Raw genomic sequence first — 17,615 nt, 5'->3', positions numbered from 1 at the left:
GTGGGGTCTTCCCGTCCGGTGGCGTCACACGACATCACACTTGCGCAAAAAAGCAAATTCCTGAACAGGGCGGTTATAAGCGTCACATAATGAAATCCGGCGCTGTGTCCGAAAACGAACGGCAATTCGAGGGGGGCTCGTTTATGGCGTCTGGCGCTGCGCGCAGTGCATCCGCCCTGAGAGCGGAGAGGAATCCCTGGCCGGCCAGCAGCCTGCTGGGCGAACTCTCGGCACCGACGCGCGACCATCTGATCTCCTTAGGACGACCGACGCGCTTCACCGGCGGCGAACGGCTGATGCGAGAGGGGGAATCGGGCTCGCATGTGTTCCTGCTGCTCAGCGGCTGGTTCAAGGTGCTGGCCATGACGGAGGACAACCGGGAGGCGCTGCTGGCGGTCCGGGCCGGCGGCGACATCGTGGGCGAACTCGCCTGCTTCGACGACCAGCCCAGGGTCGCCACCGTCGTGGCGTCCGGCACGGGCGTCGCCAACCGGATCAGCAGCCAGGAATTCCTCGCGTTCCTGGCGCTCTACGACGACGCCGCCCAGGCCGTGATGCGGGCCGTGGCGGGAAAGCTCCGCTGGGCGACCCGACGCCGCCAGGAGTTCGGCAGCTGTGCGGTCGCGACGCGGGTGGCCCGGGTACTGGGGGAGCTCGCCCGGATCTACGGCCGGGCCGGGGACACCGGCATCTCGATAGGGGTGGCGCTGACCCAGCCCGAACTGGCGGAGCTGGTCGGCGCCTCCGAGCCGAGCGTGCACCGGGTCCTACGGTCCCTGCGCCAGCAGTCGGTCATCGAGACGGGATACCGGCGGATCCTGGTACGGGACGTGTCCGAGCTCAGCCGGATCGCCGGCACGGTCTGGGGCACCTCGCCGCTCACCGTGCCGCCCCTGCCAGGACCAGCCATGAAGCCGCCGCCAGCACCATCGCGGACACCCAGATGACGGCGCGGGCCGCATAACGGTTCTTCAGCTCGGCGATCCGGGCGATGGCGTTGGCCGTCGCCCACAGCTCGGTCACCGGCTGCCGGTCCGGGTCGGCCCCGCCGCCCTCGGCCGCGTCCAGCGAGAACCGGTTGGACGCGGCCAGCCCGGCCTTGCGCGGCCGGATCACCTGCACCAGCAGATAGCCGGACATGATGAAGGCGAGCCCGTAGCCGAGGGTGGCCAGCCAGAAGAACACGGCCAGCGGTGTGGTCGGGGCCGGGGCGCCGAGGTCCCCGACCCGGGTGGCGATGACGGCGGCGAGCCCGACATGCACCGTGACCATCGTGCCCGCCTTCGCGTCCGCCTGCTGCGTGACCAGCTGGAAGGAGGTGAGCGCGGCGACCGCCGCGGTCAGGTCCTGCGCCGTTCGCTCGTGTTCGGTCATCGCTCAGTGCCCACCGTGAGGAAAGTCGGGCAGCTGGAAGTGGTGATGGCCCCCCGTGGCGTCCGTGGCGCCCGTGGCATGGGGGTGGAACGGATCACCCGGAGGATGTCCGGGGTCGGAGCGGCCCGGGTCGTGGTGGTAGGGGTCCGGGTGGTGCGGATCGGGATGCCGGGGATCCGGGTGGTACGGATCCGGGTGGTGCCCGTCGTGCGGATCGTAGGGGTCGGAGTGGTGCCCGTCGTGCGGGTCGTAGGGGTCGGAGTGGTGCCCGTCGTGCGGGTCTGTGTGGTGCGGGTCCGCGTGCTGCCCGGCATGTCCGTCCCCGTGGTCCCGCTGGTCGCCGTGGTGTCCTTGGTCCGCATGGTGTCCGGCCCCCTGATACGGCTCCCCCTGCCGTTCCTCGTCCGGGCCGTCGAAGTCGGGGTCGGTGGCCGCCGACATGGTCGCCGGGGCTGCGGTGCGGTCGCCCGGCAGCACCCACTCGCGCAGCGTCCTGCTCTGCGAGACCACCGTCGCCGCGAGATGTGCCGCGCCCAGCGCCGGGACCACGAACTCCCGCAGGGCGGTACGGCCCGGCGAGTGACCCCAGATCACCTGCTCCGCCCCCAGGTCCCGGGCCGGAGCCGACCTCGGCACGTGCAGCCAGGCACTCGACGCGAAGTCCTTGTCCTGGAGGACCACGTCGACACGGCGGAACTCGTCCGCCGACAGCCCGTGGGCCTGGGGCAGGATCACGTCCCGGTAGATGCCGTCCGAGACGGCGAGCGCCAGGTCGCTGGCGGGGTCCGCTTCCAGCGCGTGCCGCACCGGACCGGAGTCGACCAGCCGGTTCACCAGCACCACGCAGTCACCCAGGTAACCCCGGTCGGCCCGGGATATCGCCCCCTGGCCGATACTGGCCCGCATCCGCAGCCGGCCGAACAGCCCGGGCGCCCGGTTCGCCTGGAAGAGGCCGTCGCGTAGCCCGAGGACCAGCGCCGGGACCGCGCGTACGACGTCGACCCCCGCCGGGAAGACGACCAGCTGGCCGTCGCCCTGGAGCTGCTGCTGCGCCCGCACCCGCAGGACCCGGGCCCGGCGCAGCGCGTGCTCGACCACGAGCCGGAGCCGGTACTGGGCGTCCTGCTGCTCGGGGTAGGTGTGGCGGCTGTAGTGGCGCAGGTCCACCGCCAGGCACAGCCGCCTGCGGTAACGGGCCATCACATCCTCACCAGGTCGTCCACCACGTCGTCGAGGTCCACGCCGGTGCGGCGCAGCTGCTCCTCCAGCTGCCTGAGTTCGGTGCGGCGCTGTTCGACCGCCTCCGCGCCCTGTTCCCGGGTCTCCTGGGCCGTCGCCACACTGCGGGTCAGTTCCTCGATCCGGGAGGACAGCCCGCTGTTGACGGCCTCCGTGATGGGCCGCATGGTCGTGTCCACGAAGGACTTGGCGGCGATGCGGGCCTGCTTGGGCGCCTCCAGCCGGATCTGGGTGGCCATCTCCCGGCCCACGGCCTCCCGCATCTTGGTCTCCAGCCGGCCGCCCGCCATGTTGCTCTGCACGATGCCCTGGATGACCAGCCCGGCGATCAGCGTGGGGAGCCCGAACGGGGTGAACAGCCACACCATGGCGATGGCCATGGTCGGCAGCAGCGCGCGCAGCGCCTCCTTGACGCCGAACTGCGCGCCCATCATGCCGCCGGCCACCCCGCCCAGGACGAAGCCGCCCACCCCGGCCAGGAACCGGGTCAGCGGCGGCTCCTGCTGACGCTCACCGGCCGCGGCGGCACCGGTCACCCCGGTGAGGTCGACCCGCAGCCGGTCCAGACGCGCCTCGAAGGAACCCAGTTCGGTGTTCATCCGCTCGGCGAGCTTCTCCAGGTCCTGGGCGATCACCGGTTCCAGGGAGCCCGCCACCCACTGGGCCACCTTCTCCTCGATCCGCTTGGCGGTGCCGGCGGCGATCTCCCCGGCGATCTGCTCGACACGCTCCTTGAGCTTGAGCGGGTTCATCCCGAGCTTGGTGGTGAGGGGGACGTCCGCCGCGACGACCGGGGCCTCGTCCGCGACCGCCGCCAGGAAGCCGCCGAGCAGGTTCTCCACCCGTTCCTGGAGCTGCCGGGTCTGGTTCTCGGTCTCCATGGTGATCTGCCGGGCCTGGGCCTGGAGTTCGCGCAGCGGCTGCTGGGCGCCCTCCCAGCGGCGCTCCAGCTCCCCGCTCCGCGAGTCCAGCATCGCCAGCTCGTGCGGGATGTTGCGGTCCAGTTCACGGGCGAGGCCGCTCAGCGCACGGGCCGGGGCGAGGATCTTGACCTTGTGCCGTTCGGTGGCCAGATAGTGTTCGAGCGCCGTCTCCAGCGCGGCCACCCCGGAGGACCGGAAGGCGGCCGGGTCCTCGGCGATCCTGGCCCGCAGCGCCGTCTTGCCGTCCACGAAGAAGAACCGGCCCTGGTCCCGCTCGTCGCCGCGCAGGGCGGTGATGCGGTGGCGGGCCGCCGCCATGACGTCCTCCCGCTCGTGGTCGTCGATGGCGTCGAAGTAGGTGAAGACGAAGAACGGGTCGTGGGCGTCCAGATACGTCGTCAGGAACTGGGACTCGTCCATGCTCATCGGGGCGATGGCATGCTGGAGGAAGATCACCGCGTCGGCCTTGCGGAGGTAGCCGAGGGTGATCTCGTCACGGCTCTCGTGGTCGTTGAGGCCGGGTGAGTCGACCAGCACCACGTTGTTGCGGCACAGCTCCAGCGGCCAGATGACCTCGGCCTTCACATAGGGGTTGCGCTGGTCGTGCGCCTTGTTGTTGACGGTGATGAGGTCGACGAGCCGCTCGGGGGCGACGGACTCCGGGGAGACGGAGTCCTCCTTCCACAGCTGGGCGGCCGGGGCCTCGCCGAACCTGACCTCGGTGATGACCGCGGTGGCGGGCACCGCCTTGACCGGCAGCACCTGGGCGCCCAGCAGGGCGTTGACGAAGGTGGACTTGCCGCGCTTGAAGTCGCCGACGACCATCACGTAGAAGGCGTCGGTGTCCATCCGCTCCAGGATGGCGGACACCATGCTCTCCGCCCCGCTGTCACCTATCTGTTCGGCGATCTTGCCGAGTTGGCGGCAGATGCCGGTCAGCCGCAGCCGCTGCGCCGCCGCGACGGCGTATCCGCCTTCTTCCGTGCTCATGGTCCGTTCGTCCTCTCTGTTCTGATCTGTTCTGACCCGTACCGATTCACTCTGATCAGCTCTGGTTCATTCGGATCCGCAGCTGGTGAGGGGTCCCGGCCCGCGGGTCAGGCCCGGAGTCCGGCACGGATGCGGGCGCCCAGGGCGGCGGCGGACCGGGCCAGGGACTCCCAGTCCTGGTCGCCTCCGGTCCGGGAGTCGGCCACCGTCCGCCAGGCGTCGTGCCAGGCGAGATGCGACTGCTGGAGCTGTTCGAACACGTCCCCGTAGACCTCGGAGAGCATCTCGACCGCCTGCCGCTGGAAGGCCGTCGTGGCCTCGTCGACGACCCGGACGAGCAGCGCGTCCACCTCACTGCGCTGGGCCTCGGTGGCGGCCCGGATGGACGCCTCGGCGAGCAGCCCGCCGAGCAGGCTGAAACCGGCGCCGTAGATCATCGGCAGCGGCGCCGAGCGGGCGGCGGCGATCAGATAGCCGACGATGGCCCCGCCCTGGGCACCGAGGCGGGTGGCCAGCCGGACCCCGGACAGGTTGGAGACGTCGCCGGAGATCTCCGGCTCGACGGACAGCTTCAGCCCGCCCGCAGCCGGGATCCAGCTGGGCCGGGCGCCGGGCAGCCGGGCGGCCACCTCCTCGTCCAGCCAGCCGCTGTCGGCGGTGAGGGCCGGCAGCAGCACGGTCCGCTCGGACTCCTTGGCCAGCACGGACAGTTCGTGGCGCAGCCGGAACGGCAGATCCCGCTCCCACCAGCCGCGCGGGTCGCCGGTCCGGTCCAGCTCCCAGCGCAGCCGTTCGATCATTCCGTCGCGCTTGCTCTGCACGTACTCCCGCAGCCGGGTGGTGAGGGTGAGCCGGCGCGCGGTCAGATCGATACGCAGCTGCTCCCACTGGCGCTCCTCGTTCTCGCGCGCCGCCTGCGCCTTCTTCGCCGCTTCCGCGGCCTCGTCCGTGGTGAGCCGGTCCAGCGCCATCGTCCGGCTCGCGATCGCGGTCATCGCGTCGCAGTGGTCGGCGATCTGGGCGGCGATCCGCCGGTCGCGCCACACGGCACGGCCGTCCCGCCGGGCGAACCCCTCGGTGAGCGCGTGCAGCGCGGCCACCTCGGCCTCGCCGGCGCCGGGCCGGGGGGCGGCCAGCACGCCCAGGTTCGACAGGCCGGCCAGTCGGCGCCCGAGGTCCTCCAGGGCCTCCGCCCGGTCCTCGGGATCGAGCAGGTCGAGCATCGTGACGACGACGGCGACGAAGGGGATGTGCCGGCGCAGCACCTCCTCCTCCAGCAGGCTGCGTTCCGTGATGCCCAGCGGGGACAGCGCGGAGACGACGAACAGCACGGCGTCGCAGCCGGCGGCGACCTCGCGCACCTGGTCCAGCTGCTCGTCGTTGCCGAAGTTGACCCCGGGGGTGTCCACCAGTTCGGCGTCCAGGCCGTCCAGCCAGCCGTCGGCCACGGTGAGTGTCACGGAGGGCTCCGGGGCTCCGCCCGCGGTCCCGGAACCCTCCTCGGGTACGACCCCGGTCAGGCCGTCCCACGCGCCGTCACCGTCGAGACGGCGCAGCTCGCGGCGGCCGTCCGGCCAGCGGACCGTCAGCGTCTCGTCCTGGGCGGCACGCACCACCACCGGAACCCGGGTCACCGGCAGCGAGCCGGTCGGCAGCAGGTCCCGGCCCAGCAGCCGGTTGACCAGGGTGGACTTGCCGCGGTTGAACTCGCCGACCACGGCGACCCGGAACAGCCGCCGGCCCCGCCCGTCGGCCAGCGCCGCCAGGTCCGTCGCGATCCGGTCCAGCTGGTACCGCTCCGCCAGCCCCTGCGCCTCCCGCAGCCAACCGGGCGCGTCCCCACCGACATCGGCGACATGCGAGGGAACAGGCAGAACACCACCGGCGGACCCGGAAGCCGAAGAAACGGCACTGCCGGCGGAGTCGGAGAGGGCCGATGGTTCGGCGACCGAGACGGCCGGCTGTCCGGCGGTGGGTGCGGTTGGCTTGGCGGTGGTGGGGGTGGGGTCGGAAGCCGCCTGTTGGATGCCGGGCGGAGCGGCGGCGGTGGTGTCGGCGGTGGCCGGTGGTGGGGTGAGGGCGGTGGGTTGTTGGGGATCGGCCTGTATGTCCATGGCTTACGACTCCTTTGGTGCGTGCGCGGTGCCTGTGGTGCGCCGGCGCAGGACGGCGACCCGTTCACGCCGCTTCCGGGCGCTGGCCGCGGTGCCTTCGGCGGCCGCGACGGCGGCGTCCAACGCGACCCGCTGGCGTTGGTTGGCCAGGGTGAGCCGGGCGATCTCGTCGCTGAACTCGGCCTCGTACTTCTGCCGGAGCGCCGCGACACTGTCGTCCACCGCCTCGGCGATGCGCTGGAGCGAGACCGTGCGCAGAGCGTCGACCTCGGTGTACGCGGTGGCGATGATCGGGCGCGCCTTCTGCAGGAACTGGGTCCGTGCGGTGTCCCGGCCGCGGGTGCCCATCATGGCTCCGAGCGCGCCGCCGATGACGGTGCCGATCCCGGGGGCGATGAAGCTGCCGATGACCGCGCCGGCCGCCGCGCCGCCCCCGGTGCGCCAGTTGCCGACGCTGACCAGTTCGGCGCCCATCGCGGTCAGTGCCGCGTCCACGTCGGACAGATCCGGTTCGGGCAGGTCCAGGTCCGTCACGGGGACCACCGGCGCGGTGGGTGTCTCGCCGGCCAGACCGGCGAGCGCGCCGTACTGCGCCGCGAAGTCCCGGGCGAGTTCGCCGGCTTCGGCGGCCAGCAGCTCACCGGCCCGCCGGGCCGCGGCCAGGGCCGTCTTCCTGGCCTCCTTCTTGAGGTGGCGACCGACGATCCCGGAGACCTCGGAGGCCGCCTCCCGAATGTTGTCGATCTTCTCGTCGGCGACCGCGGCGACCACCTTCGCGTCCAGCCCGGAGCGTCCCGAACCGACCGCGGCGTTCGTCGCGGCGTACTGCGTGCCGGTGTTCACCCGGTCGACGACGCGCCGGGTCCAGGCGTCCAGGAAGCCCGGGAAGTCCGGCAGCGACAGGGCGGCCAGTCCGCGCTGCGCGCGGCGGTTCTCGGCGCGCTGGGCGTCGGCGGTCTCCTCCACGGCCGCGAGCAGCTGGGAGAGCAGGGTCAGTACGGTGGCCGCGATGGCGGACTCCCGCCGCTCCGCGGCGAGCCGCACCAGCCGCTGCTCCACGGCACGGAAACGGGCCAGGTGACCGGGGTGGTCCACGACCGGCCGCGGACCGCCGTCCGCCGCGTCGGTCTCCAGCAGGGCCTTGCCCGGCGCGCAGGGCAGCAGCAGCGGCTCGGTGATGCCCATCGACCTGAGCCGGTCCGCGACGAACTCGACGGTGTCGTCCCGTTCGCCCTCGTCAACGAGATCGATCTTGGTGACCATGAAGACGCACCGGTCGTGGTGGTTGAGCAGCGGTCCGGTCAGGAAGTCCGCCAGGGTCATCGACATGGCCGCGACGGCCGGCACGACCACCACCGCCAGATCCGCCTGGCGCACGGCGGCCTCGGCCATCTCCCGGTGTCCCGGGTCGGTCACGCTGAACCCCGGGGTGTCCAGGACCGCCACGCCGTCACCCAGCGGCCGGACCGGCGACCGTACCTCCAGGTCCCGTACGCGCAGCGCCAGGTCGGTGGTGAGCACCCGGTCCAGCGCGGCTTCCAGACCGTCCGCGGCCGGCGTGCCCGGCCCGCCGGCCCAGGTGTCGAAGGCCGCCGACGGCCAGTCCAGTTCGGTTCCGTCGGCCGTTCTCAGCCGCAGGCCCTCGGTGCCGTCGTGATGCCGCAGCACCGTGGTGACGGTGGTGGTCACCCGCGCCGACGACGGCAGCAGCCGGCGTCGCAGAAAGGCGTTGAGCAGGGTGCTCTTGCCGCTCGACGCCTCGCCGAAGACGGCGATGCGCAGTTCGGGGTCGTCGGCACGGGTCTGTACGGTCCGCAGTGCCGACCACAGCTTGTCGCGACGCGCCGCCGGGAGGTCGAGCTCTCCCAGGACCTCGCGGATCCATGTCAGGTGTTCGCCGACGGCGGGTGCCCAGGTTCCGGCCGCCCCGTCGACTACGGTTTTCCTCCCCACGCCGGCAGCGTAGGGAGACCGGGGGTGGCCGGTTCCCGTCAGGCGATGGGATCGCGGCAAGTAGGTATTCGGCCACTTGAGCGAGGGGCCGAAGGCAGCGGCCCCGCCCTCGGGGAGGGCGGGGCCGCCGTGCCGTCCGCTCGGGCCGCGACCGGTCAGTCCACCTCGGCCACCGCCTGCGCGAACTGCGCCTTGTACAGCCGCGCGTACGCCCCGTCGGCCGCCAGCAGTTCGGTGTGCGCGCCCTGTTCGACGATCGAGCCGTTCTCCATCACCAGGATGGTGTCGGCGTCGCGGATCGTCGACAGCCGGTGGGCGATGACGAACGACGTGCGCCCGTGGGCCAGCTTGGCCATCGCCTTCTGGATCAGCACCTCGGTGCGGGTGTCGACCGAGGACGTCGCCTCGTCCAGCACCAGGATCGTCGGGTCGGACAGGAACGCCCGCGCGATGGTGATGAGCTGCTTCTCACCGGCGCTGACGCCCGTGCCCTCGTCGTCGATGACCGTGTCGTAGCCCTCGGGCAGGGTACGGACGAACCGGTCGGCGTGGGCCGCCCGCGCCGCCTCCTCGATCTCGCCCCGGGTGACCTCACGCGAGGCGCCGTACGCGATGTTCTCCGCGATGGAGCCGCCGAACAGCCAGGTGTCCTGGAGCACCATGCCGATCCCGGCCCGGAGTTCGTCCCGGGACATCCGCGTGATGTCGACGCCGTCGAGGGTGATCCGGCCGCCGGAGACTTCGTAGAACCGCATCAGCAGGTTCACCAGGGTGGTCTTGCCGGCGCCGGTCGGGCCGACGATCGCCACCGTGTGGCCCGGTTCCACCTTCAGCGAGAGGTCCTCGATGAGCGGCTTCTCCGGGTCGTACCGGAACGACACGTGCTCCAGCGCCACCCGCCCGCGCAGCTCCGCCGGACGCTCGCCCGGCACCGGGTCGGCCTCCTGCTCCTCCGCGTCGAGGAGTTCGAAGATCCGCTCCGCCGACGCGACACCCGACTGGACCAGGTTGGCCATGGAGGCGACCTGGGTCAGCGGCATCGAGAACTGCCGGGAGTACTGGATGAACGCCTGGACGTCACCGATGGACAGGGCGCCCGAGGCCACCCGCAGCCCGCCGACGACCGCCACCAGCACGTAGTTCAGGTTCGACACGAACATCATCAGCGGCTGCATCACACCGCTGTTGAACTGCGCCCGGAACCCGGCCTCGTACAGCGCCTCGTTCTGCTCGGCGAACTGCTGCGCCGACTCCTGCTGCCGGCCGAAGACCTTCACCAGGGTGTGCCCGGTGTACATCTCCTCCACATGGGCGTTGAGCTTGCCGGTGGTGCGCCACTGCTGCACGAAGTGGGGCTGCGAACGCTTGCCGACCCGGGTCGCGATCAGGAACGACAGCGGCACGGTGGCCAGGGCGACCAGGGCGAGGATCCAGGACACCCAGAACATCACCGCGAGCACACCGATGATGGTGAGCAGCGAGTTGATGAGCTGGCCCATCGACTGCTGGAGCGTCTGGCCGATGTTGTCGATGTCGTTGGTCGCCCGGGAGAGCACCTCGCCGCGCTGCCGCTTGTCGAAGTACGACAGCGGGAGCCGGGACAGCTTCCCCTGGACGTCCTCCCGCATCCGGTACATCGTGCGGTTGACGGCCCGGTTGACCATCCGGGTCGCCACCGCCATCAGCAGGCCGGCGACGACGTACGTGCAGAGCGCGAACAGCAGGACGTGGCCGACCTGGTCGAAGTCGATGCCCTTGCCCGGGGTGAAGTCGGTGCTCTTGAGCATGTCCGCGACGGTGCCCTGACCGCGCTCGCGCATGCCCTGGAGCACCTGGTCCTTGGTGGTCCCGGCGTGCATCTGCTTGCCGATGACACCGGCGAAGACCAGGTCGGTGGCGCGGCCGAGGATCTTGGGGCCGATCACGTTGAGGGCGACGCTCGCGACCACGCAGAACAGCAGCACGTAGATGGTGAACTGTTCGGGTTTGAACCGGGCGAGAAGCCGTTTGCCCGAGTTCTTGAAGTCCATCGAGCGCTGGTCGGGGCCGCCCCCGGCCATCATGCGTCCCATGGGCCCGGCCATCAGGCGGCCTCCGCTTCCGTCAGCTGGGAGAGCACGATCTCCCGGTAGGTCTCGTTGCCGGCCATGAGTTCGTGGTGCCGGCCGGTGCCGACGACACGGCCCTCGTCGAGTACGACGATCCGGTCGGCGTCTCTGATGGTCGCCACCCGCTGGGCGACGATGACGACGGTCGCCTCGGCCGTCTCCTGGGCGAGCGCGGCGCGCAGGGCGGCGTCGGTCGCGTAGTCGAGGGCGGAGAAGGAGTCGTCGAAGAGGTAGATCTCCGGGCGCTGCACGAGCGTCCGGGCGATGGCGAGACGCTGGCGCTGGCCGCCCGAGACGTTCGTACCGCCCTGGGCGATGGGCGCGTTCAGGCCGCCCTCCAGCTTCGCCACGAAGCCCTTGGCCTGCGCCACCTCCAGCGCGTGCCACAGCTCCTCGTCGGTGGCGTCCGGGTTGCCGTACCGCAGGTTGGTCGCGACCGTCCCGGCGAACAGGTACGGCTTCTGCGGCACCAGACCCACCGTCTTGGCGAGCAGCTCCGGGTCGAGCCCGGAGACCTCCTCGCCGTCCACGAGGACAGAGCCGTCCGTGGCGTCGAAGAGGCGCGGCACCAGGCCGAGCAGGGTGGACTTGCCGCTGCCGGTGGAGCCGATCACGGCGGTCACCTCGCCGGGCCTGGCCACCAGGTCGACGGCCTTGAGCACCGGCTCCTCGGCACCCGGATAGCGGAAGCCCGCGCCCCGGATCTCCAGATGGCCGTGCCGGCGCAGCTCGATGACCGGCGCGCTCGGCGGCACGACGCTGGACTCGGTGTCGAGGACCTCCTCGATGCGCTCGGCGCAGACCTCGGCACGCGGCACCATCATGAACATGAAGGTGGCCATCATCACGGACATCACGATCTGCATCAGGTAGGCGAGGAACGCCGTCAGGTCGCCGATCGCCATGTCACCGCTGTCGATGCGGTGGGCGCCGAACCACACCACCGCGATCGACGAGACGTTCACCGTCGTCATGACGATGGGGAACATCAGCGCCAGCATGTTGCCGGTGGCCAGCTGCATGTCGGTCAGGTCCTTGTTGGCCTTCCCGAACCGGCCCTGCTCGTACTCGTCGCGGACGAACGCGCGGATCACCCGGTTGCCGGTGATCTGCTCGCGCAGCACCCGGTTCACCGTGTCGAGGCGCACCTGCATGGCCCGGAACAGCGGACGCAGCCGGCGCACGATCAGGGCCACGGAGACGGCCAGCACCGGGACGACGGCGACCAGTACCCCGGACAGCGGTACGTCCAGGCCGAGGGCGAGCACGATGCCGCCGACACACATGATGGGCGCCGACACCATCAGCGTGAACGTCATCAGGACCAGCATCTGGACCTGCTGTACGTCGTTGGTCGTACGGGTGATGAGGGAAGGCGCTCCGAAGTGACCCACCTCACGCGAGGAGAAGGACTGCACTCGGTCGAAGACGGCGGCCCGTACATCCCGGCCGAGCGCCGACGCGGTCCTGGCGCCGTAGTAGACGGCACCGATGTTGCACACCACCTGGGCCAGGGAGATGCCGATCATCAGGGCACCGAAGGACAGGATGTAGTCCGTGTCGCCCTTCACGACTCCGTTGTCGATGATGTGCGCGTTGAGCGTGGGCAGGTAGAGGGTGGCGCAGGTCTGCAGGAGCTGCAGCAGCACCAGGATGGAGATGGGTTTCCTGTAGGGCCTGAGATAGGTCCGCAGAAGTCGTATGAGCACGCTACGTCTCTCGGAGTCGGCGGTGGGGGCGGGGTCGCTTGCCCGAAGGGCGGTGTCGCTTGCCCTAGGCCCCTATCGTCCGACACTCCACCCGCGTTACCTCAACCGATTAACCCGACAGCGGATGTCTTACGGCACCGGGGGGCGCGCGATTACGCCCGAAACGCCCCCGGATGGGTCTGTTCGCGCACCGACACGAACTGCTGCCGCACCGCCTGCCCGACGGCCATCTCGTCCCCGGGGTCCAGCACCTGCGCCGCCGCACCCTGCCAGACGGGTGGAGTGCGCGGGTCCAGGGCCCCCTGCGAGACCCCGAGCGCCCAGGCCGCCTGCCGGGCCGCCCCGATCGCCGCGTAGTCCGCCGGCTGCGGTACGACGACCTGCGCGCCGAACAGCATCGGCGCCGCCGCCTGTACGGCCGGCAGCTCGGCGGCCTTCCCCAGCAGGAAGATCCGCCGCACCTCCACACCCCGGCCGCGCAGCACGTCCAGCGCGTCGGCGAGCCCGCACAGCATGCCCTCGAACGAGGCCCGCGCGAGATGCTCGGCCCTCATGGACTCCCGGCGCAGCCCGGCCAGCGTCCCGGCGGTGTGCGGCAGGTTCGGCGTCCGCTCACCCTCCAGGTACGGCAGCATGACCAGCCCGTGCGAGCCGGGCGTCGACTTCATCGCCAGGTCGGAGAGGCTCTCCAGGTCGGAGAGACCGAGCAGCTCGGCGGTCCCGCGCAGGGTCCGTACGGCGTTCAGGGTGGTCACGACCGGCAGGTGCATCCCGGTGGCGTCGGCGAGCGAGGTGATCATCCCGGAGGTGTCGGCGAGCGCCTCCGGGTGCACGGCCATCACGGACCCGGACGCGCCCAGGGACACCACGGCGTCCCCGAAGCCCAGCCCCAGCCCGAAGGCGGCGGCCATGGTCTCGCCGGTCCCGGCGGAGATCAGCAGCCCCTCCGGGGTCGTACCGGCCGCGTCCGAGGGCCCGATCACCTCGGGCAGCATGGCCTGATGGCCCAGGGCGAGTTCGACGAGGTCGGACCGGTAGCCGCCGGTGGCGGCCGACCAGTACCCCGTCCCGGAGGCACCCCCGCGATCGGTGGTCCTGCGGACCGGCCGCCCGAGCAACTGCCACACCAGCCAGTCGTGGGCCTGCAGCAGCGCGGCGGTCCGCCGGGCGTTCTCCGGCTCGGCCTTCGCCAGCCAGCGCAGCTTGGTCACCGGCTGCGCGGCCTGCGGCACGCACCCCACCGCCTGCGCCCAGGCCTCCCGGCCGCCGAGCGCGTCGATGAGATCGGCCGCCGCGACCTGGGCACGCCGGTCGCCGCCGACGATCGCCGGGCGCACGGTGTTGCCCTGGGCGTCCAGCGGAATCAGCGCGTTCTGCTGCGCGGAGACGCCGATGGCCTGCACGCCCTCCAGGAGACCGCCGCCGGCGGCCTCACCGAGGGAGAGCAGCCAGGCCTGCGGGTCGACGTCGCTGGGGCGCGCCGCGCCGTCCGGCGTGTCGACCGGGTGCGGTGCGTATCCCTGGCGGAGCACCGCACCCGTGTCCGTGTCGCAGACCACGATGCGAGTGAAATCCGGTGAGCTGTCCAACCCGGCGACTATCCCCATACCCGAAATTCTGCCGCACGCGCCGCTGTGGTTTGGCCGAGGGCGCCGCAGCGGTCCGCGCGGTCCTGCCGGTGCGGGCGCGTCGGTGCTGGTCGCGCCCGCGCGGCGGAGCCGCATATGTCACAGTCCCGCGCCCCTGGAGGGTGCCGGCCGCCGCGCCGAAAAGGACCGCTACGTGTCGCTGCTGCCCCAGTCGTCCGCGGCTGCTCCGTCGGTGTTGCGCTCGCGCAGGGAGCGGACCCGGGCGGCCACCGAGTCGGGCATCCGGTCGCCCACCTTCTCGCTGACCGTGTGGAAGGCCTTGCCGGCGTAGACACGGCCCTGCTGGGCCGCGGTCTCGGCGGTGTTGCGGACCGCCGGGTTCTGGGCGACCTGGCGGGCGGACTTCTTCAGCTGCTCGTAGCGCTCGCGTCCGGCCCTGGTACCCAGCACGTAACCAAGAGCGAGCCCGGCGACGAACGTGAGCTTGTAGCGCATGGCGGCCACCTTCCCTCGGGGGGAGTCTCGTCGGGGAGTACCGATTGGCGGAGCACCCCCCTGCTTGCGCTAATGTATGTGTCGCAGCGAGCGGGCGCCCCCTGGCGAATACCCAGGTAGGTACGTTCGATGCAACGAGGCATTCCTCCGTAGCTCAATTGGCAGAGCAGCCGGCTGTTAACCGGCAGGTTACTGGTTCGAGTCCAGTCGGGGGAGCTCGGTCCTCCGTAGCTCAATTGGCAGAGCAGCCGGCTGTTAACCGGCAGGTTACTGGTTCGAGTCCAGTCGGGGGAGCATGCTGAACGAGGACCCCTGAGGGGGTCCTTTTTCATGTCCGTTCCGTGCCCGCGGGAACCGCTGGGCCTGCGCTGATGTCCTCAAGGTCGTGAACGTCCGCAGAAGCCGACCATCCGAAGCAGGAGATCGTATGAGCGGCTATGCTGCGGCAGACGGCGCGCACACTTGTACGCGACACGCCGCTATGGGGCGGTAGCTCAGCCGGTTAGAGCAGCGGACTCATAATCCGTCGGCCGTGGGTTCGAGTCCCACCCGCCCCACCTGTGCAGGCCCCTGACCTGCGGAAACGTTCATTTTTGGGTGTTGGATCGTCAACTTTGCCCGAACGGACTGAATCCGCTGCTCGTGGGTTTGGAGTCCGGCGGTGGTCGGGGGAGCTGTACCCCATCTGACCTGCGGCGGAATCGGTGATCGAGGTTGTCGCTCGGCGTCCGGGCGACTGTTCTGAGGGTCGATGCCAAGGCCCAGGGGCCGTACTGGGGCCGGGACGGCGCGGCCGTGTCCAGGTGACGGCGTCTCAGGGCCGACAGTGCACCTGGTGTTCAGTGGCAGCAGGTGGCTGCTGAGGTGTCTCAGGTGCTGGTGCTGATGGTGCAGTAGCCGGAGATGCCGAGGCGGGTGAGGGCCGACGCGCGCCGGTTGCTGTGGAGCCGGCCCGGGACCTGGGCTCCGGTCCCCCCGCGAGGAAGGGGGCGTGGACGCGACGCTCCGCAGCCTCGCACAGACACCGATGGGGCCGCGGCTCCTGATCGGCGTCGAGATCGGGCTCGTTCTCTTCGTGCCTACGCCCCGGCCCGTCGGCGCCGCCTGCGAAACGGTGACCCAGGCCGGGACGGCGAGGTTTCAGCACTTCTTTGCGGGCTACTCGTCGGACGTGTCCAGACGCTACGGCGGCAACCCCGCGGGGACGGCATCCTCCGCATCGCGGACCTCACGGAACCATGCTGCCGAGATACCCGCCCCGGAGCATCTGACAGCGTCCTGGGCACACAGATGACTGATGGACATGCCTGCTTTGCCGGGCGCTGCCCGTGGGAGGGGCCATGAAGCTGGCCGACTGGCTGCTGGCGCCCGGCGAGCGAGGTAACCCCGCGACCCGTCTGGAGAGCCGCCGGCCCGGAGGAACGGCGTGGTCGACGGGTAACCAGGTACGTCCCCTCGTCCACGGCGCGGTGTACTTCGGTGAACTGCTCAAGGCCGTCCGCGCCCAACAGCCGGGCGACCTGCTGCTGTTCACCGACTGGCGCGGCGACCCCGACGAACGGCTCGACGGCCCCGGCAGCGAGATCGGACAGGTGCTGTGTGCGGCAGCCGAGCGCGGTGTCATCGTCAAGGGGCTGATCTGGCGTTCTCATCTGGACCGCTTCCAGTTCAGCGAACGCGAGAACCGTCACCTCGGTGAGGAGATCAGAGCGGCAGGCGGAGAGTGCCTGCTCGACATGCGGGTGCGCCCCGGCGGCTCGCACCACCAGAAGTTCGTCGTACTGCGCCACCCGGGACGGCCCGAGCGGGACGTCGCCTTCGTCGGCGGAATCGACCTGTGCCACAGCCGCCGCGACGACACCGCTCATCAGGGCGACCCGCTCAGCCAGCCGTTCGCCGCCGCCTACGGGTCGCGTCCGCCCTGGCACGACGTCCAGCTCGCGATCCACGGCCCCGCCGTCGGTGATGTCGAAGCCCACTTCCGCGAACGCTGGGAGGACCCGGCTCCGCTCAGCCGCAGCCCGCTGGGGCGGCTGCGAGAACTCCTGCACCATGAGGACACCACAGCGGACACGCTGCCTCCGCAGCTGGACGACCCGGAGCCCTGCGGAACGCACACCGTGCAACTACTGCGCACCTATCCGGCCCGCGTCCACGGCTACGACTTCGCCCCGCACGGCGAGCGCAGCATCGCCCGCGGCTACCAAAAGGTCATGCGCCGGGCCCGCTCGCTGATCTACCTGGAGGACCAGTACCTGTGGTCCGCCCAGGTCGTCAGGTGCTTCGCCGAGGCACTGGCCGCCCACCCCGGGCTGCGCCTCATCGCGGTCATTCCCGCCCATCCCGACGAGGACGGCCGGGTGACGCAGGCGATGAACCTCGTCGGGCGGATCAGCGCCCTGAAGTTGCTGCGCCGCGCGGGCGGCGACCGTGTCGCCGTCTACGCGGTGGAGAACCACGCCGGGACTCCCGTGTACGTCCACGCGAAGGTCTGCGTCATCGACGACGTGTGGTCCTCAGTCGGATCGGACAACGTCAACCGCCGTTCCTGGACGCACGATTCCGAGTTGAGCTGCGCCGTCGTGGACGAGGCGATCGACCCCCGTGAGCCACGCGACCCCGGAGGTCTCGGCGACGGCGCCCGCGCCTACGCCCGCGACCTGCGACTCGAACTGGCCTGCGAGCACCTGGACCGCGCTGACCCGCAGGGACTGTGCGACCCGGTGAAGGCCTTCCGCGCCTTCGCGGAGTCCGCCGCGGCGTTGGACGCGTGGTACGACGGCGGGTGCCAGGGGCCCCGGCCTCCCGGCCGCCTGCGGACCTACCGCACCCCGCGTCTGTCGCCCACTACGACGGCCCTGGTCACCCCGCTCTACCGACTGCTCGCCGACCCCGACGGCCGCCCTCTGGCCCTCCGCCGCACCAACGAGTACTGAAGCTCCCTGGGCGGACTCTTTCTGACCAGCCGCCGCCCCAACGCGTTCACCGCGCTGGTGCCGGTCCGTCAGGGCGGTCAGCGGTGGATAGCCGTACGTGTGGTGCGCCGAGCCGGACATCGTCCCGGGGCACGCCGACCTCGTACGGCGAGTGCGAGCACCCCGCACACGAGGATCCCGGCGTA

The 17,615-nt window shown here is 71.0% G+C and carries 11 protein-coding genes and 3 tRNA genes; 5 read left to right on the top strand and 9 right to left on the bottom strand.

Annotation, left to right across the window (positions count from 1 at the left end):
• Positions 1 to 296 precede the first annotated feature (296 nt).
• Positions 297 to 947: a Crp/Fnr family transcriptional regulator gene (locus tag ACZ5K7_RS07850; RefSeq protein ID WP_351691707.1), complete on the top strand. Its 651-nt coding sequence runs from the start codon at positions 297 to 299 to the stop codon at positions 945 to 947.
• Here ACZ5K7_RS07850 and ACZ5K7_RS07845 read toward each other — a convergent pair.
• The 9 genes from ACZ5K7_RS07845 to ACZ5K7_RS07805 all read right to left on the bottom strand — a co-directional run bounded on the left by ACZ5K7_RS07845 (position 880) and on the right by ACZ5K7_RS07805 (position 14,494).
• A complete protein-coding gene (locus ACZ5K7_RS07845; protein ID WP_351691710.1) occupies positions 880 to 1,374 on the bottom strand; it encodes a Pycsar system effector family protein in 495 nt (164 codons plus the stop codon). The two genes, ACZ5K7_RS07850 and ACZ5K7_RS07845, sit on opposite strands and share 68 nt — an antisense overlap.
• Positions 1,375 to 1,377: 3 nt before the next feature.
• Positions 1,378 to 2,574, bottom strand: coding sequence for a hypothetical protein (locus ACZ5K7_RS07840; RefSeq protein ID WP_468911655.1), 1,197 nt, complete (start codon positions 2,572 to 2,574; stop codon positions 1,378 to 1,380).
• Entirely contained in the window at positions 2,574 to 4,526 is a 1,953-nt protein-coding gene (locus ACZ5K7_RS07835; RefSeq protein WP_351691715.1) for a dynamin family protein, read from the bottom strand. Before ACZ5K7_RS07835 ends, ACZ5K7_RS07840 begins: the two co-directional genes overlap by 1 nt.
• A 107-nt stretch (positions 4,527 to 4,633) precedes the next feature.
• Entirely contained in the window at positions 4,634 to 6,640 is a 2,007-nt protein-coding gene (locus tag ACZ5K7_RS07830; RefSeq protein WP_468911652.1) for a dynamin family protein, read from the bottom strand.
• A gap of 3 nt (positions 6,641 to 6,643) precedes the next feature.
• Positions 6,644 to 8,593 (bottom strand): dynamin family protein, encoded by a 1,950-nt coding sequence (locus tag ACZ5K7_RS07825; RefSeq protein ID WP_468911649.1) that lies wholly within the window; start codon positions 8,591 to 8,593, stop codon positions 6,644 to 6,646.
• Positions 8,594 to 8,748: 155 nt separating this feature from the next.
• Positions 8,749 to 10,677 carry an ABC transporter ATP-binding protein gene (locus ACZ5K7_RS07820; protein ID WP_351691724.1) on the bottom strand — a complete coding sequence of 643 codons (1,929 nt, stop codon included), beginning with the start codon at positions 10,675 to 10,677 and terminating at the stop codon, positions 8,749 to 8,751.
• Positions 10,677 to 12,410 carry an ABC transporter ATP-binding protein gene (locus tag ACZ5K7_RS07815; RefSeq protein ID WP_351691727.1) on the bottom strand — a complete coding sequence of 578 codons (1,734 nt, stop codon included), beginning with the start codon at positions 12,408 to 12,410 and terminating at the stop codon, positions 10,677 to 10,679. The genes ACZ5K7_RS07820 and ACZ5K7_RS07815 overlap by 1 nt, the downstream gene beginning before the upstream one ends.
• Before the next feature lie 152 nt (positions 12,411 to 12,562).
• Positions 12,563 to 14,017: a xylulokinase gene (locus ACZ5K7_RS07810; RefSeq protein ID WP_351691730.1), complete on the bottom strand. Its 1,455-nt coding sequence runs from the start codon at positions 14,015 to 14,017 to the stop codon at positions 12,563 to 12,565.
• 171 nt (positions 14,018 to 14,188) lie between these two features.
• Positions 14,189 to 14,494: a YtxH domain-containing protein gene (locus ACZ5K7_RS07805; protein WP_351691733.1), complete on the bottom strand. Its 306-nt coding sequence runs from the start codon at positions 14,492 to 14,494 to the stop codon at positions 14,189 to 14,191.
• 143 nt (positions 14,495 to 14,637) lie between these two features.
• Here ACZ5K7_RS07805 and ACZ5K7_RS07800 point away from each other — a divergent pair.
• From ACZ5K7_RS07800 to ACZ5K7_RS07785, 4 genes are all read left to right on the top strand, one after another.
• Positions 14,638 to 14,710, top strand: a tRNA-Asn gene (locus tag ACZ5K7_RS07800).
• Between the two features lie 5 nt (positions 14,711 to 14,715).
• Positions 14,716 to 14,788 (top strand) — tRNA-Asn (locus ACZ5K7_RS07795).
• Between the two features lie 189 nt (positions 14,789 to 14,977).
• A tRNA-Ile gene (locus tag ACZ5K7_RS07790) sits at positions 14,978 to 15,051 on the top strand.
• Between the two features lie 783 nt (positions 15,052 to 15,834).
• Entirely contained in the window at positions 15,835 to 17,430 is a 1,596-nt protein-coding gene (locus ACZ5K7_RS07785) for a phospholipase D family protein (protein ID WP_468911642.1), read from the top strand.
• The last annotated feature ends 185 nt before the right edge of the window (positions 17,431 to 17,615 follow it).

The sequence above is a fragment of the Streptomyces sp. NPDC031497 genome, assembly GCF_055580905.1.
The sequence above is the reverse complement of the archived record's forward strand: the minus strand, read 5'-3'. Positions and strand labels throughout refer to the sequence as shown.

Bases quoted from the DNA above. Each gene is read 5' to 3' on its own strand.
- ACZ5K7_RS07820 (WP_351691724.1), bottom strand. From the start codon at position 10,677: ATGGCCGGGCCCATGGGACGCATGATGGCCGGGGGCGGCCCCGACCAG.
- ACZ5K7_RS07785 (WP_468911642.1), top strand. From the start codon at position 15,835: ATGAAGCTGGCCGACTGGCTGCTGGCGCCCGGCGAGCGAGGTAACCCC.
- ACZ5K7_RS07845 (WP_351691710.1), bottom strand. From the start codon at position 1,374: ATGACCGAACACGAGCGAACGGCGCAGGACCTGACCGCGGCGGTCGCC.
- ACZ5K7_RS07835 (WP_351691715.1), bottom strand. From the start codon at position 4,526: ATGAGCACGGAAGAAGGCGGATACGCCGTCGCGGCGGCGCAGCGGCTG.
- ACZ5K7_RS07840 (WP_468911655.1), bottom strand. From the start codon at position 2,574: ATGGCCCGTTACCGCAGGCGGCTGTGCCTGGCGGTGGACCTGCGCCAC.
- ACZ5K7_RS07850 (WP_351691707.1), top strand. From the start codon at position 297: ATGCGAGAGGGGGAATCGGGCTCGCATGTGTTCCTGCTGCTCAGCGGC.
- ACZ5K7_RS07810 (WP_351691730.1), bottom strand. From the start codon at position 14,017: ATGGGGATAGTCGCCGGGTTGGACAGCTCACCGGATTTCACTCGCATC.
- ACZ5K7_RS07805 (WP_351691733.1), bottom strand. From the start codon at position 14,494: ATGCGCTACAAGCTCACGTTCGTCGCCGGGCTCGCTCTTGGTTACGTG.
- ACZ5K7_RS07830 (WP_468911652.1), bottom strand. From the start codon at position 6,640: ATGGACATACAGGCCGATCCCCAACAACCCACCGCCCTCACCCCACCA.